Source organism: Leucobacter iarius (assembly GCF_039530105.1).
GTDB lineage: Bacteria > Actinomycetota > Actinomycetes > Actinomycetales > Microbacteriaceae > Leucobacter > Leucobacter iarius.
This window is the reverse complement of sequence record NZ_BAAAOB010000001.1, coordinates 1,196,824-1,211,330: the sequence shown is the minus strand read 5'-3', so window position 1 is coordinate 1,211,330 and position 14,507 is coordinate 1,196,824. Positions and strand designations below refer to the sequence as shown.

The following is a 14,507-nucleotide window of genomic DNA, read 5'->3' as shown; positions in this document are numbered from 1 at the left end:
GCTGAGTCTACTGACCCTGAGAAGGAACGGAGAATGGCCGGGACTGCGTCGCAGCCCCGGCCATCTCGTCACCCGACTAGCAGGACGGTCGGTTGTTCAGCACCTTGTCGCTGACCACACCGGTGCCGCCCAGAACGAATCCGGTCTTCGGCTTGATGTCAGTGAAGACACCGTAGACATCCTTCGGGATGCAGTACCGCTGCGTCAGCATGATCGGAGCAGTCTGAGCACCGGCGACCGCGGAACCCGAGAGGGCGTCCGGGAAGTCGAGACCGGTGGCCAGGTAGACCAGGCCGTTCTTCGTGTTCCACTTCGCCGCGAGCAGCGCCGAGGTCTCGTAGCGGTCGAGGCCCGCGTAGCGCTTCACGGTGGTGGCCGAGGATCGCACGGAGGTCGCGACGCCCTTCGACACCACTCCCTCACCACCCGCGATGTAGATGTTCTTCAGGTGGAACTGCTTCAGCTCGGCGAGCGCCGCCCTCGAGGCGACCGGCTGCATGCCGTCGACCAGAAGAACCGGAGCACCGATCGCACCTGCCGCGCTGCCCGCGGACAGCGCGTCCGGGTAGTCGCGGCCGGTCGCCACGAACACCGAGTCCGTGCCGCTCGCACCCCAACCGGCCTCCGCGATCTTCAGCGAGGTCTCGTAGCGATCCCCGCCGCCGAGGCGCACCGTCTTGATGCCGAGCGCCTTGATCGCGTTCTCCGTCGCGGTGCTGACCGCACCGGTCTGGCCTGCGATGTAGGCGGTCTTCGGCTTCAGGCGCTTGAGCTCCGCAGCCGTGTCGGTGTTGAGCGACTTGGTCTGCGTGAGCAGCACCGGAGACTTCAGCTTCGCGGCGAACGGAGCCGCCGACAGCGCATCGGGGGCGATGTCGCTGCGCGCGATGACCACGCTCTGCGAGCCCTTGGGGAAGGTCTCCTGCGAGATCTTCACCGCGGTCTTGAACCGGTCCGCACCGCCGAGGCGCTTCCACTTCGTGTTGTTGACCGGGCCGTCGGCATCCGCCGAGGCGTCGCTCGAGGAGGTGGACTGAGCCGCCGCCTGCGATGCTGCACCGGCGTTCGCGTTGCCGCGGGTCGATGCGCTCGCGTGCGCCGCCGAGTTGGCGTTCGAGTCCGCCGTCGCGGCAGCGGCCACCTGAGCGGCGGCGTTCGCCGCAGCGGCGGTGTTCGACGTCGCGTTGGTGGTGGCGGTGGCGTTCTGGTTCGCCGCGGCCTTCGCCGCGATCGACGCGTCACCGTTCGCCGCGGCCGAGGCCTGGCTGCTGTTGTCCGCCATCGCCGCGGCCTTGGCCGCGGCCTGGGCGTTCGCGTGGCTCGTGCTGTTCGCGTTCGCCGAGGCCGACGCCGACGCGGTCGCGTTGGTGTTGGCCTGGGAGTTCGCGTTGCTCGAGCTGCTCGAGGTGGCGCTCGCAGCGGCGTTCGCCGATGCGTTCGTGCTCGAGTTCGCCGTCGCCGCAGCCTTCGATGCCGCTTCGGCGTTCGCCGTCGCGGCCGCCGAAGCGTCGGCCTTGGTGTTGGACGATGCGTCGGTGTTCGCCGCGGCCTTGGCCGACGCGCTCGCGGCTGCGTTCGCAGTCGTGGTCGCCGTCGTCGAGGCGTTGGTCGATGCCGCAGGGTCCGCAGCTGCCTTCGCCGCGGAATCAGCGTTCGCCGTGGCTGCTGCCGTAGCCGTGGTGGTGGCATCGGTCTTCGCTGCCGCCTGCGCTGCGGCCTGCGCCGCCGCGTTGGCGTTGCTGTCGGCCTGGGCCGAGGCTGCTGCGGACGCCGAGGCATTCGCATTGGCACCGGCGTTCGCGTTGGCGTTGGTGTTCGCGTTGGCGCCGCTCGTGCCCTTCGTCACCGTCACGGTCGCCTTCGCCACCTTGTTGCTGGTGCCGCCGGTCGCGGTGAACTCGAGCGAGCCCAGAGCCTGGTTCGCCGGAACGGCCCAGGTCTTGGTGAAGGTTCCGTCGTTGCCGGTCGTCGCGGTGACCGGGGTGCCGGCACCCGGAGCGATCGAGACGGTCTCGGTGGGGGTGAAACCGTCGCCCTTGAGCGTGACCGTCGCGCCCTGCTCCACCGAGCTCGGCGTCGCCGTCAGCTTCGGATCGGCGGCGGCCTTGACCGTCGAGGAACCGAGCTGGAGCTTGACCGCGTCGTTGCCCAGCAGAGTCGGGAGCAGCGTCAGCGACAGCGGGCGGACCGTGAAGCTCCCGCTTCCGAGATCGCCGTTCTGCGCGGGCGAGAGCTTGGTCGGCTGCTCGTTGATGCGCAGTGCGAGAAGCTGCTGGAGTACCAGCTTCAAGGCGCCGCTTCCGCCCAGCAGACCGTTCACCACGGGGGTCGTCACACCGCCCACTGTGCTCGCAAGGTTTCCGACCACAGTTGTGACGACCGGTTTGAGGACCGTGTTGCCGATGGCCTGGACCAGGCCCTTCAACAGGTTGGTCACCGGGGTCAGGATCTGCCCAAGAAGGCCCGAGCCCAGCAGGGTGAGCTGGCTCGTGTCGATCACCGGATCCTTGTATCCTCCTGCGGCCCCGAACAGGAAGTCACCGATGGAACCAGAAACGGTGACCGGAGCTTTGGCGAGCAGCCCGCCGAGAGCCGAGATCTCGATGCTGACGTTGACCTTGGCGTTGTAGAGACCATCGGTGACCAGGTTGACGGCCTTGCTCGTCAGCGAGTTCGCCCCGGGCCCCGTCAGCGCATCGGTAACACCGGCGAGGATGGCGTTGACCGTATCCGCGTCGAGTACTTCAGTGTTGGCCGGGAGCTCGTTCAGCGAGTTCACGCCGTGTCCCTTGATCAGGACCTTCGCCAGGTCGACGTGCACCAGACCGGTCTTGAGGTCCACGGTGATACTGCCGTCGCTGTTCTGTAGGGGGGTCTTCAAGAGCTCGGTGGTCGCCGTCGAGATGACGCTCGAGACGTCCACAGACAGCGCTTCGGTCTTCGCGGAGACCAGGAGACCGAGGCCGAGGGCACTGATCGCATCGGTCACGCCCTTGACCGTGGTCTCGAGCAAGCCGCCGGGGCCAGCGAGGTCACTCACCGGCTTGATCGTCGAGTCGAGGGTGTTCCCCAGCGTGGTCACGAGTCCACCGACCAGGTTGCTGTGCACATCGACGCCGAGGCCGGCGAGCATGTACTCCGAGCTGTTCTGCCCGTAGTTGCTCTCCGCGTGCGAGGCGAGTGCTCCGATGTTCACCGAGGCCTGATCCAGCACCGTGTCGGTCACCGTCTGCCCGAGCACCTGCTCGAGCAGGGCCGAAACGTCGAGCTTCGCCGGCTTGTAGTCCGAAGCGCTCGAAGCGTCGAGGTTCAGCGCACCGTCCTGCGTGATGAGGCCGGACGCCGCCACGGACTTCGTGGAAGTCGGCGAGGCGCCGTAGCTCGAGATCGCGCCAAGGCTGCCGAGATCCAGCAGCCCGCCGGCGCCCGGGTTCGCCGGGTCCTTCAGGAGCGGCACCTTGACATTGCCCAAGTCGACCTTCAGCGCACCGAGCAGCGAGACGTTCAGCGCGTCGCGGTTCGGACCGACGGAATCGGAGTAGTACGAGTTCGCCTCGGCACCGCCCAGGACGTTCAGGTTGAGCGCGTCGACCCAGAGTCCGTGCCCGTGCGCGGCGGATGCCGCGGTCGAGATCGGTCCCGAGGTCTTCGAGTCGGCGTTGGCCGCGGATGCGACGCCGAAGGCTGGAGCGAGGATGGTCGCGGCGGCGGTGACCAGGGCGATGCCCCGGACTCTCCGCTTGCCGGCATCCGTTCGCCGGAGTTGCTTGGTCAAGTGTTCCCCCAAACGCTTGATGATGAGGTTCGTGAGGCTCCCGGGGTCGCAGGTGTTCCCACAACGTCCCGACGCTCTCGTCGCGAGCGTATCCAGGGGTCCAGCAAACCCCCAGGACTCTGCGTAACCCGGACTACGCGTACGCACATACGATTGAAAGCGGTGCGGAATACGGATTCCCCGGGCTCGCCCTACTGAGACTTCTGGACGAATGTCTGAGAGTCGAGACATATAACTCCGAATGTTTTTCGGCGGAGCGCACTGAGATGGCTAGGCTGCTGCTCATACCGTCGATGACGGGGTATGCGGCTGGGGGAACGGTTCGCACAAACATTGGTGATCTTCAGGAGATGTGACCCATGGTGGATCGGCTCTTTCAGCTGCGCATAGGAATAACGGACGCGATACTCTCGGAGTTCGAACGGCACTCGCTCGTGCTCGTGCTCGGTGAGACCGGACTCGGACACAGTCACGAGCTCCGCGCGGTGCAGATCCGCTTGGGATCGGCCGTCGGCCGGAGCGAGCTCATCGACTGCGCGCTGCCGGGCGCGGCTGAGCGCGTCGCCGCGATGCAGCCCCACCGCGTGCTCCTGCTGGACCGGCTCGAGCGCGCCGACCTCGAGACGCTCCGTGCGCTCAAGTCCTTCATCGACGCCGGAGGTCACGCCATCGGGGCCCTCGAGATCAGCGAACTGCGCAACAGCTACTCCGACGCCATCGAGGCGCTCGTCGCCGAGGACCCGAGCACGCTGGCATCGCTCGAACGAGCGGTCCGGATCCGACTCGAGCCGTTCGAACTCGAGCAGATCGCGGATCTGGCCCACCGGCATGCACAGCAGCCGCTCGACTCGGCGACGGTCGGGGCGATACAGCAGCTCTCGCTCGGGCGCCCCCACTGGGCCCTCGATCTGCTGACGATCGCGGAATCGGGGCAGCTCGTGCCCGGTCCCCGGCCCAGCATCCGTCATGACCGGCTCCACGAGCTCAATCTGCCGGCCATGCAGGCGGCCTCCCGCCTCGCGCACGGCCTCGACACGCAGACCCTCGCCGCGGCCGCGGTGCTGTCCGAGCTCGACCCCCTCGACCCCGCATCCGCGGAGGAGCTGACCGGCGGCGACCTGCTGCGCGAGCTCACGGATCGCGGCATCGCCATCCAGTACGGGTCATCGGATCTGCTCCACGTTCCCGAATTCATCGCGGTGCCGCTGCGCAGCACGATCTCCAGCCAGGAGCTCGAGGTCACGCGTCGGCGCATCACCGAGGGACTGCTCAGCCTCGAGATGCTCGGCCTTCCCCTCTCGGATCGGGACGCCGAGTTCTGCGCGCGCACTCCCCTGTCGAGCGAGATCCCGCGCGCCGCGCAGGCCGCCGTGCTGCACCGAGTGCTCGAGCAGCGGCTGACCTTCGGCGTCGACGGGCTCACCCGGGCGCTGTTCCTCCGAGCGGGCGCACTCGGCCAGCCCCTGGAGCCGCAGACGCGAGTCCGCGCGCTCGCCGGACTCAAGGGCGCCCCGACGGGCCTCTCGGCCCTGGTCGGGACCGCGATCCCCGCGGAGCCGGTGCCGCGGCTCGCCCACCTCAACGCCTGGGCGGTGCTGAGCGCGGAATCGGGAGTCGACCCCTCGGATCCGCACGCGTTCGCGCAGTTGGATCCCGCTGGCTCCTCGGAGGCCTCGACCGCCCTCGTGCTGAGCCGCCTCAACGACACCGAGCCCCTGGGTTCCGACCGCGCGACCATCACCGCGTGCGCCGCGTCCCACCCCTCTCCCGAGGTGGCCTGCGCGGCCGGGATCCTGCAGGTGCTCGACGCGGTGCCGCGCGGGGCGATCCCCGCACGGTCCCTCGCAGCGGCGGCCCGGACGCTCACGGGCCGCATGGGCCTGCCCGAGTCCCGGGTGCTCCACCACCTGCACGGATCGATCCTGCTGGGATGGGCCCTCAACACGCTGTTCACCGACACCTTGCGCGAGCACGCCGAGGATCTGCGCGGGGTGGCTCGGCGGCTGCCGGCCGGAGCCTCCCACCTGATCTGGCTCGGCCACCTCGAAGCCGCCGCGGGCGCGCTCTCCGCCGGAGACGCGCACCATGCGCTGCTCGAATGGCAGCGCATGGAGCAGCGACTGCCGATGTTCCTCCCGAAGCGTCTCACGCACACCGTCGCCCTCATCGCCCGCGCGCTGACCGCTGAGAACCATCGGGACCGCACTGCCCCCTCGAGCGTCGACACCACGTTCACCGGCATCGTCGGCTACCTCGCCGGCCGCCTCGAATCCCTCGACCCGTCCGTCGTGCGCATCGACGTCGAAGAACAGCCGGCACCGCTCGTCGCCGTCGCCGCCGCGCACCGTCGTGCATTCGATCAGCAGAACCCGGTCGAGCTGCTCCGTATCGCCGAGCACCTCTGCGACAGCGAGCACTGGGCCGCGGCCGAGAACGCCGCGAACGCCGCACGGCGGATCCAGCTGAAACGCCGCGCGTCCGGCGCGGTCGGACGCTGCGACCGCCTGCTCGAACGGATCGACACCGCGATCACGCTCTCGCTCCCGTGGCGCATGCGCGAACAGATCCCCCGGCCGACGCAGCAGCCGGCACGCACCCCGTTGACCGCCCGGGAGCGGACAGCGGCCGAACTCGCCGCGCAGGGCCTGGGGAACCGCGAGATCGCGGAGCGGATGGGCTGCGGCGTCCGGACGGTCGAGTCGCACATCGCCCAGGCCCGCGCCAAGCTCGGAGCCGCGAATCGCAGCGAGCTGGTCGAGCGACTCGCGCAGGAACACGCCGATTTCACATTCGGCGCCCGCATCCCCTAAGCTCTTTCTCGGTGACGTGTCCGAGCGGCCGAAGGTGCAACTCTCGAAAAGTTGTGTAGGGTAACCCCCTACCGTGGGTTCAAATCCCACCGTCACCGCCAGAGCTGAGGCCCTGACTCCCTTTGCGGGGAGCCGGGGCCTCAGTCATTTCCGGCGGCGTTTGCCCACGTTCTGCCCACGCTTCCGGCCGGTGGTCCGGCTCACCGACCGGACCACCGCTCGCGCTCACCCGAGCCGCACCGCCTCACCGCTCGCGACGGATCGGCGCGCGGCGTCGACGACCTCGAGCGTCCGCAGTCCGACGGCGCCGTCGGGCCTGGGTGCTCGCCCTGAGCGCACCGCGTCCAGGAATTCGTCGAGCATGGCCGCATCGAGGTTGTCGCCGGTCGAGGCCCAGACCGCCCCGTCCGACGCGATCCCGGCCACGTGCTGGGCGAAGGGGTCGATCGTGATGCTGCCGCGCGTCCCGATCACCTGCAGCGTCAGCCCGCCCCAGGCCGGTCCGCTCTCGGGCATGCTCCACGTGCAGTCGATGCTCGCGATGACCCCGCCGGGGTACTTCGCGGTCACGAGGCCACCGGTCTCGACCGCGGCTCCCGCGTGGATCGTGCGGTTCGCCACGGCGTAGACCGTCTCGGCTCGCGCGCCGAGCAGTTCGTCGATGAGGTCGGCGCAGTGCACGACGTGGTCGACGAGCGCGCCGCCGCCGGCCAGCTCCGGGTCGGTGAACCAGGCGCGATCCGACGGGAGCTTGCCGTTGTTCGTGCCGCGCACCGCGAGGATCGTGCCAAGCGCCCCATCGCGTACGCGACGCACCAGATCGGCGAAGGCGGGCGCGAACCGCACCGGGTACGCCGTCATGAGCGCGACCCCGGCGCGTTCCGTCGCTGCGAGCATCGCCCGGGCGTCCTCGAGCGTCGTGGCGAGCGGCTTCTCGCAGAGCACGTGCGCACCAGCCTCCGCGGCGAGCTCGACCAGCTCCCGGTGCCGCGCGTTCTCGGCGGTGACGATCACCGCGTCCGGGCCCCACGCGAGCGCGTCGGCGTAGCTGTCGACGTAGTCGACGCCCAGGGAGGCCGCCAGCTCCGCCCCTCGCGGCGCGTCGTCCGGAGCTGCGGCACCGTCCGGATCGGCGACGACGAGTTCGATGTCCGCGCGACCCGACAGGGCCTCGCAGTAGCTGATGGCGTGCGTGTGGGCGAACGACAGCACCGCGATCCGGAGCGGCTTGTTCTGTTCGGCGTTCATCGGGTCTCCTCCGATTCGATCGGGTCGAGCGCGACGTCGACCGGCTGACCGGTCCGCAGCGACGCCGAGGCGGCTTCCGCGAGCTGCACGGCGCGCACGCCGTCCGCCGGGCTCACCGCTGCCGAAGATCCGGCTGCGATCGCCTCGACGAAGGCGCGCAGCTCGGCGGTGTAGGGGCTGACGGCGTTGGCCTGCGGAGGCAGATACCCGGTCCCGTCCATCGCACCCGGCAGCTCGATCCGGCTCGGATCGTGGGCGGTCGAATCGATCGACAGGGTCCCGCCGCTGCCCGCGAGATCCGCGCTCGTCCGGAACCGCATTCCCGGCGGCCCCCAGGTCCCCTGCACATGCGACACGGCCCCGCTCGCGTGCGTGAGCAAGACGTGAGCGGTCACGGCGTCGGGCGCGACGGCATCGTCCGCCGGAGCGCTGCGCACCGCGTAGACCCGCACGACGTCCCCGGCCAACCAGAGCGCCTGATCCAGATCGTGGATCATCTGGTCGCGGATGATCCCGCCGCCCTCGGCCTCGTCGTGGAACCAGGATCCGGTGCGCGGCGCCTCTCCCCCGCGCAGGAAGCGCAGCACGGCGAGGTCCCCGATCCTCCCGGCGACCGCCTGCTCGTGCATGGCGACGTAGTCGGGGAAGTAGCGGACGACGTGCGCGGGAAACAATCGCACCCCGGCGCGCCGGGCCGCATCGACGATCTGCCGCGCTTCGTCCGCGGTGCCGGCGAGCGGCTTCTCGCAGATGACGTGCTTGCCGGCGGAGATCGCGGCGTGCGCGAGCGGGCCGTGGCTGGGCGTCGAGGTCACGATGTCGACGATGTCGCACGCGGCGAGCAGCGCATCGAGATCGGACGCGATCGCGAATCCGTACTCGGCGGCGAGCGCCTCGGCGCCCTCGTGCGAGTAGACGGTCACGTCGGCGTCGAGCGCTCGCCACCCGTCGGCATGGACGCGGGAGATTCCGCCGGCTCCGATGAGGCCGATACGCAGGGGGTTCACTGGAGGAGCACCTTTCTTCACGGGTTACTTCAGCCCCGAGAACGCGATGCCGTCGATCACGCGCCGTTGCATGGAGAGGAACAGGATGAGCACCGGTGCCATCGCCAGCAGGCTGGCGGCGAGGAGCAGCGGATAGTCGGGGATGGAGCGCTGGCTGGTGAGCGTCGCGATCCCCGGTGCGAGCGGCATCTGCGTGGCGTCGGTGGCGACGATCAGCGGCCAGAGCAGGTCGTTCCAGGAGGCGAGCACCGTGATGATCGCGAGCGCCGAGAGACCGGGCTTCGCGAGCGGCAGCATGATCTTCCAGAAGATCTGGAAGTGGTTCGCCCCGTCGAGCCGGGCGGCCTCCGAGAGCTCCTCGGGCAGGCCCATGAAGAACTGCCGCATCATGAACGTTCCGAACGCGCTGAAGATGCCGGGGGCGGCGATGCCCGCGATCGTGTTGAGCCAGCCGAGGCCCTGAACGATTTGGTACTGCGGCAGCAGGTAGACCTGCGGCGGCACCATGAGGATCGCGAGGACGATCGCGAAGATCGTGCGCTTGAACGGGAACTCGAGGCGGGCGAACGCGTACCCCGCCATGGAGCAGAGCAGCAGCTGCCCCACCGTGCGGATCGTCGTGACCGCCGCCGAGACCCAGAGCTGGTTGAGGAACGGGAGCTGGTCGAACACGTGCGCGAAGTTCTCGAAGTGCAGCTCGCCCGGCCAGAAGGTGGGCGGCACCGAGGTGACCTGGGCGTTGGTCGCGAGCGACATGAGGATCTGCCAGAGGAACGGGAAGATCATGGTCAGCGACGCGACGATCAGGACCGCGTGCGTGACGCCGTTGCCGAGTCGGAGCCGTTTGCCCGCTGCGCGCTGCCGGATGGCGAGCGCGGTCGTCTGCGTGTCAGTCATAGGTCACCCACCGCTTCTGCATCCGGAACTGGAGCATCGTGAACACGCCGACGAGCAGCAGAATCGCCACGCCGACCGCCGCCGCGTACCCGTTGTCCCCGGCCTGCTGGTGCGCAAAGAAGAGGAAGACGAGCGACTGGGTCTGGTTGATCGCGGGGTTCTGCGTGCCCATGAGCGCGTAGAGCAGGTCGAAGACCTGGAACCCGGTGATCACGGTCATGACCGAGACGAAGAAGATGGACGGGCTGAGGAGCGGCACCGTGATGGAGAAGAACTGCCGGGCGCGGCTCGCTCCGTCGAGGGTCGATGCCTCGTACATCTCGGGCGGGATCCCCCGCATGCCTGCCGAGAGCACGATCAGGTTGAAGCCGAGCGAGATCCACATGCCGACGAGCCCGACGGACAGCAGCGCGAACCACTCGGTGCTGAGCCAGTTCGGCCCTGTGATACCGACGAGCGACAGCGTGTAGTTGAGGATCCCGAAATCGCCGTTGAAGATGATCCGCCACACCATGGCCACGGCCGCCGGCATCGCCACATAGGGCAGGAAGAAGGCCGTGCGGTAGACCGCCGCGAACCGCAGGCCGGGCCGGTTGATGAGCGCGGCGAAGAGCACCGCGACCGGGATCCCGAGCAGCAGGATGCCGACGTAGATCAGCGTGTTGACGATGGCGCGCCAGAAGTCGGGATCGCCGAGCATCGTCTCGTAGTTGTCGAGCCCGGTCCAGGTCGCGCCGCCGAACGCGCCCCACGTGGTGAAGCTGAAGTAGGCGTTGCGGAAGATGGGCCAGATGTAGAAGACGAGCACGCCGAAGAGCAGCGGGCCGACGAACAGGAGCGCCCAGAGGGAGCTCCTGAGGCGGGCCCGAGGGCGCGGATCCGAGGATCCGCGCCGCCCGGATCGGGGTGCGGTCGCCTGCGCGGCGACCGCACCCGGAGCAGAAGCGAAGCCCGTCACTTCTGCTCTTTCTCCAGCGCCTTGTTCATCTCGGCCGCGAGCTTCTTCGCCACGTCGGGCACCGGCTGCTCACCGCTGAACGCGGCGGGCAGCAGGTCGTTCTCGAGCTTGTTCCACGCCGCCGTGTTCTTCGAGATCGGGTACGGGAAGGCGTACTCGGTCGCCGCGTTCTCGAAGATGTTCAGGTCCCAGGGCGCCGAATCGACGAAGGCCTGTTGCGTGCCGTTGAAGGCGGGGTTCGCGGCGCCCAGCTTCGCCTGGGTCTCGGCGGCCTGCTTGCTGCCGAGGTAGTTCTGGAACGCGAGCGCCGCGGCCTTGTTCTTCGATCCCTTCGCGACCGCATTGGCGAGGCCGTGGATCACGGTCGCCTTGCGCTCGCCCTTCGGCAGCGGCGCGACCGCGATCGAGTCCTTCACCTGCGAGCCGAGGAATTCGGAGTTCGACCAGGTGCCCGACCAGATCATCGCCGACTTGCCGTTGATGAACCACTGGTCCTGCGGGGTGTCCGAGAGCTGGGACGGGGTCGGCGACGAATCGTCGGCGACGAGGTCGCGCACGAACTGCAGCCCGGCGATCGACTTGGGATCGTCGTAGCCCGACTTCTTGCCGTCCTCCGAGATGATGCTGCCGCCGGCCTGCAGGATCGTGTTGTAGTAGACCTCCTGCCCGCCGTTGAGCCCGCTCGCGACGCCGTAGATGCCCTTGGACTTCAGTTTGTCGGAGATCGCCTTGGCCTTCTGATGGAACTCGTCCCAGGTCCAGTCCGCTGTCGGGTAGGCGACGCCCGCCTCGTCGAAGATCGCCTTGTTGTAGTACACGGCGATCGTGTCGAAGTCCTTCGGCGCACCGTACTGGGTCCCCTGCCAGGAGTAGAGGTCGTTGAGCGCCTTCGGGTAGTCCGCCGGTTTCAGATCCTTGCTCATCGGCTCGAGCATGTCGTTGGAGGCATACAGCTGGAAGTTCGGGCCGTTCAGCCAGAACACGTCGGGCAGCGTGTTCGAGCTGCCCTGCGTCTGCAGCTTCGTGAAGTAGTTCGCGTAGGGGGTGATCTGCGTCTTCACCGTGATGTTCGGGAACTCCTTGTTGAAGTCCTTGATCAGCGCCTCCATCGCCGGCTTCTGGTTGACGTCCCAGAACGCGTACGAGATCTCGGCCTTCAGGTTGTGATCGCTGGCCGCCTCGGAGGCGCCGCCGCCGGAGCATCCCGACAGGGCCAGGGCGGTCACCGCGAGCGCCCCGGCGAGTGCGAGGGTCTTCTTCTTCATGGATTCTCCTTTGAATACGGGGGTCTGAATGGGTCGTGCCCGGAACTGCGGCCGGCGGATCAGAGCCGCGCGGCGACGCCCGGATCCACCGGACGCACGCGGCGCGGCGCGCCGTCTGCCCGGATCGACTCGGTCGCGGCGACCGCGGTGGCCACCGCGTCGCGAGCCGCGACCGCCGAGGTCGTCGTGGCGATCCCGTCGCGCACGAACGCGACGAACTCGGCGACCGTGAGCCGGTCGGCGTCGCCGTGCCCGCCCGCGTCCCCGATCACCGGGTACTCCGCGTCGCCGTGCTCGGAGTAGAGCGTGCGCGTGTTCCAGACCCGCACGACCGCTCCATCCCCGTCGCCGAAGTTCTCGAGCCGCCCCTCGGTGCCGATCACGGTGTAGTTGCGCCAGTAGTCGGGGGTGTAGTGGCACTGCTGGTACGACGCGAGCACACCGTTGTCGAGGCGCATCGCGACCATCGACAGGTCCTCCACGTCGATGACCGGGTTCAGCTCGGTCTGGCTCAGCGGGGGCCAGGAATCGAGTGAGAACCACTCCGGCATGGTGCGATCCGAGTTGTCGCGGCGATCGTCGATCCCGCCGTAGAGCGTGAGCCCGCCGAGGCCCGTCACCAGTTCGGAGGTGCCGCCCGCGAGCCAGTGGATCACGTCGATGTCGTGGGCGCCCTTCTGCAGCAGCAGCCCGTTCGCCTTGGACCGGTCCGCGTGCCAGTCCTTGAAGTAGTAGTCGCCACCGTTGCCGACGAAGTGGCGGCACCAGATCGCCTTGACCTCGCCGATCTCCCCGCGGAGGATCAGCTCCCGCATGGTGCGCACCACCGACATGTGCCGCATGTTGTGCCCGACGTAGAGGCGGGTTCCCGAATCGGCCGAGGCCGCCAGGATCGCGTCCGCGTCGTCGACGTCGATCGCGAGGGGCTTCTCGAGGTAGACGGCGATCCCCGCGTTCAGCAGCGCGACCGCGATCTCGGCATGGGTGTCGTCGGGCGAGGTGACGAACGCGGCGTCGATGTCGAGGCCCGATGCGGCGGCCGCGATCAGTTCGTCGAGGGTTTCGAACGTCGCCTCGCAGGCGAAGGACGCCGAGGCGCGCGCCCGCGCGTTCGCGCTCGGATCCACCGCGGCGACGATGCGTGCGTCCCCGGACTCGACCGCGTGCTGGGCGATCGCCGATCGGGCCCCCGCGCCCACGACCGCAAGCCGGAGCATCGTCGATTCCCCATGCTGCGGGTTCATCCGTCGGCTCCTTCAGGCTGGGCGCTCGCGCGCTCGATGACCGCGCGCACCTGCGCGAGGTCGAATCCCGGATCCGCGGGCGGCTCGCTCGGATGACGGATCTCTGCTGCGCGCTGCGCCGCGAGCGACAGCGCGCCGAGCGCTACCGACTCCGCCCCCAGCCGGGACGGCACGATCTCGGGTTCCACCGGCAGAGTGATCTCGGCGTTGACCGCTCGACGCAGCGGCCCGAGCAGTTCCTCACCGGCGAGCGAGAGGCCGCCGCCGACGATCACCAGATCGGGATCCACCGCCATCGTGACGATCGCGACGCCGACCGCGAGGCCCTGCGCGAACCGCACGATCTCCTCGCTGGCAGCCCGATCGCCGGCCGCCGCCGCGCGGAACACCTGCTCGCCCGACTCCGCACTGCTCCACCGGAGCTTGCCCGTGCTGTCGACCTGGGAGGAGAACGCGAAGCCGCCGAGGCCGATCTCGCCCGCGACGGAGTGCTTGCCCCGCCGGATCTTGCCATCGATGATGAGGCCGAGCGAGACGCGATGCCCCGCGAAGACGTAGGCCACGTCGTCGACGTGCTTCGCCGCGCCCAGGCGGAACTCGGCGAGAGCCGCGAGCCGAATGTCGTTCTCGACCACGGCGGCGCAGCCGAACTCGGCGCTCAGCAGTCCGGCGAGATCGATCCCCTCCCACTCCGGGAAGTTGTGGGAGATCAGGATACGGCCCCCCGGGTCGACGACGCCCGAGACCGCCAGCGCCAGACAGGAGTGGCGGAGCAACCGCTCCGGATCGATGCCCGAGCTGCGGAGCGCCGTGCGGACGGTCGAGATGACGAGGGCGATGCGCTCGTCCCCGTCGATGCCGAGCGCGCTCTCGGTCTCGTGCCATCCGACGACGCGACCGTCGAGCTCGGCGAGCACGACACGCAGCCGGTGGATGCCGACATCGACTCCGACGAGGAGGCCAGCGTCGGCGCAGAACTCGAAGAATCGGGCGGGACGTCCCGCGCGGCGCTCGCCTGCCTCCGCGTCGTCGACCACGCGCACGAGCCCGAGCTCCCGCAGCCGGGTCAGCTCTGCGTCGACGGTCGGACGGGACAGCCCCGTGCGCTCCGCGATCTGGGTCACGCTCGCACGCCCGCTCTCGAGCAGCGCAGCGGCCACGCGTGCGTTCACCGCGCTCGGCAGCCCGCTGCCTCCGGGCGCATCGCTCGCATTGGGTGCCATGGGGACCTCGCCGTCCTAATTAAGAAAGTGACTTTCGTAATGCGCTCGCAAGTACACCACGAGCCATCGAGGCATGTCAA

The 14,507-nt window shown here is 69.0% G+C and carries 9 protein-coding genes and 1 tRNA gene; 2 read left to right on the top strand and 8 right to left on the bottom strand.

Going from position 1 to position 14,507, the window contains the following annotated elements:
* Positions 1–76: 76 nt before the first annotated feature.
* A complete protein-coding gene (locus ABD169_RS05315) occupies positions 77–3,775 on the bottom strand; it encodes a choice-of-anchor G family protein (RefSeq protein ID WP_344030238.1) in 3,699 nt (1,232 codons plus the stop codon).
* 359 nt (positions 3,776–4,134) lie between these two features.
* Here ABD169_RS05315 and ABD169_RS05310 point away from each other — a divergent pair, with 359 nt between their 5' ends.
* Positions 4,135–6,585, top strand: a complete 2,451-nt coding sequence (locus tag ABD169_RS05310) for a helix-turn-helix transcriptional regulator (RefSeq protein WP_344030235.1) — start codon at positions 4,135–4,137, stop codon at positions 6,583–6,585.
* A 10-nt stretch (positions 6,586–6,595) separates the two neighbouring features.
* Positions 6,596–6,686 (top strand) — tRNA-Ser (locus tag ABD169_RS05305).
* Between the two features lie 124 nt (positions 6,687–6,810).
* Here ABD169_RS05305 and ABD169_RS05300 read toward each other — a convergent pair.
* From ABD169_RS05300 to ABD169_RS05270, 7 genes are read right to left on the bottom strand one after another with little or no spacing between them, the layout of a single operon-like run.
* Positions 6,811–7,833: a Gfo/Idh/MocA family protein gene (locus ABD169_RS05300; protein ID WP_344030232.1), complete on the bottom strand. Its 1,023-nt coding sequence runs from the start codon at positions 7,831–7,833 to the stop codon at positions 6,811–6,813.
* Positions 7,830–8,840: a Gfo/Idh/MocA family protein gene (locus tag ABD169_RS05295; protein ID WP_344030229.1), complete on the bottom strand. Its 1,011-nt coding sequence runs from the start codon at positions 8,838–8,840 to the stop codon at positions 7,830–7,832. Before ABD169_RS05295 ends, ABD169_RS05300 begins: the two co-directional genes overlap by 4 nt.
* A 24-nt stretch (positions 8,841–8,864) precedes the next feature.
* The gene (locus ABD169_RS05290; RefSeq protein ID WP_052961495.1) at positions 8,865–9,737 is read right to left on the bottom strand and encodes a carbohydrate ABC transporter permease; all 873 of its coding nucleotides are present in this window, start codon (positions 9,735–9,737) and stop codon (positions 8,865–8,867) included.
* On the bottom strand, positions 9,730–10,695 hold the full coding sequence (locus ABD169_RS05285) for a carbohydrate ABC transporter permease (protein WP_344030223.1): 966 nt from the start codon (positions 10,693–10,695) through the stop codon (positions 9,730–9,732). Before ABD169_RS05285 ends, ABD169_RS05290 begins: the two co-directional genes overlap by 8 nt.
* The gene (locus tag ABD169_RS05280) at positions 10,692–11,960 is read right to left on the bottom strand and encodes an ABC transporter substrate-binding protein (protein WP_344030220.1); all 1,269 of its coding nucleotides are present in this window, start codon (positions 11,958–11,960) and stop codon (positions 10,692–10,694) included. The genes ABD169_RS05285 and ABD169_RS05280 overlap by 4 nt, the downstream gene beginning before the upstream one ends.
* Positions 11,961–12,019: 59 nt before the next feature.
* Positions 12,020–13,204 carry a Gfo/Idh/MocA family protein gene (locus ABD169_RS05275; protein ID WP_344030217.1) on the bottom strand — a complete coding sequence of 395 codons (1,185 nt, stop codon included), beginning with the start codon at positions 13,202–13,204 and terminating at the stop codon, positions 12,020–12,022.
* Positions 13,201–14,427 carry an ROK family transcriptional regulator gene (locus tag ABD169_RS05270; protein WP_344030214.1) on the bottom strand — a complete coding sequence of 409 codons (1,227 nt, stop codon included), beginning with the start codon at positions 14,425–14,427 and terminating at the stop codon, positions 13,201–13,203. Before ABD169_RS05270 ends, ABD169_RS05275 begins: the two co-directional genes overlap by 4 nt.
* Positions 14,428–14,507: the final 80 nt, after the last annotated feature.

Coding starts and splice junctions, on each gene's coding strand:
- ABD169_RS05300 (WP_344030232.1), bottom strand. CDS start 7,833: ATGAACGCCGAACAGAACAAGCCGCTCCGGATCGCGGTGCTGTCGTTC.
- ABD169_RS05290 (WP_052961495.1), bottom strand. CDS start 9,737: ATGACTGACACGCAGACGACCGCGCTCGCCATCCGGCAGCGCGCAGCG.
- ABD169_RS05310 (WP_344030235.1), top strand. CDS start 4,135: ATGGTGGATCGGCTCTTTCAGCTGCGCATAGGAATAACGGACGCGATA.
- ABD169_RS05280 (WP_344030220.1), bottom strand. CDS start 11,960: ATGAAGAAGAAGACCCTCGCACTCGCCGGGGCGCTCGCGGTGACCGCC.
- ABD169_RS05270 (WP_344030214.1), bottom strand. CDS start 14,427: ATGGCACCCAATGCGAGCGATGCGCCCGGAGGCAGCGGGCTGCCGAGC.
- ABD169_RS05275 (WP_344030217.1), bottom strand. CDS start 13,204: ATGAACCCGCAGCATGGGGAATCGACGATGCTCCGGCTTGCGGTCGTG.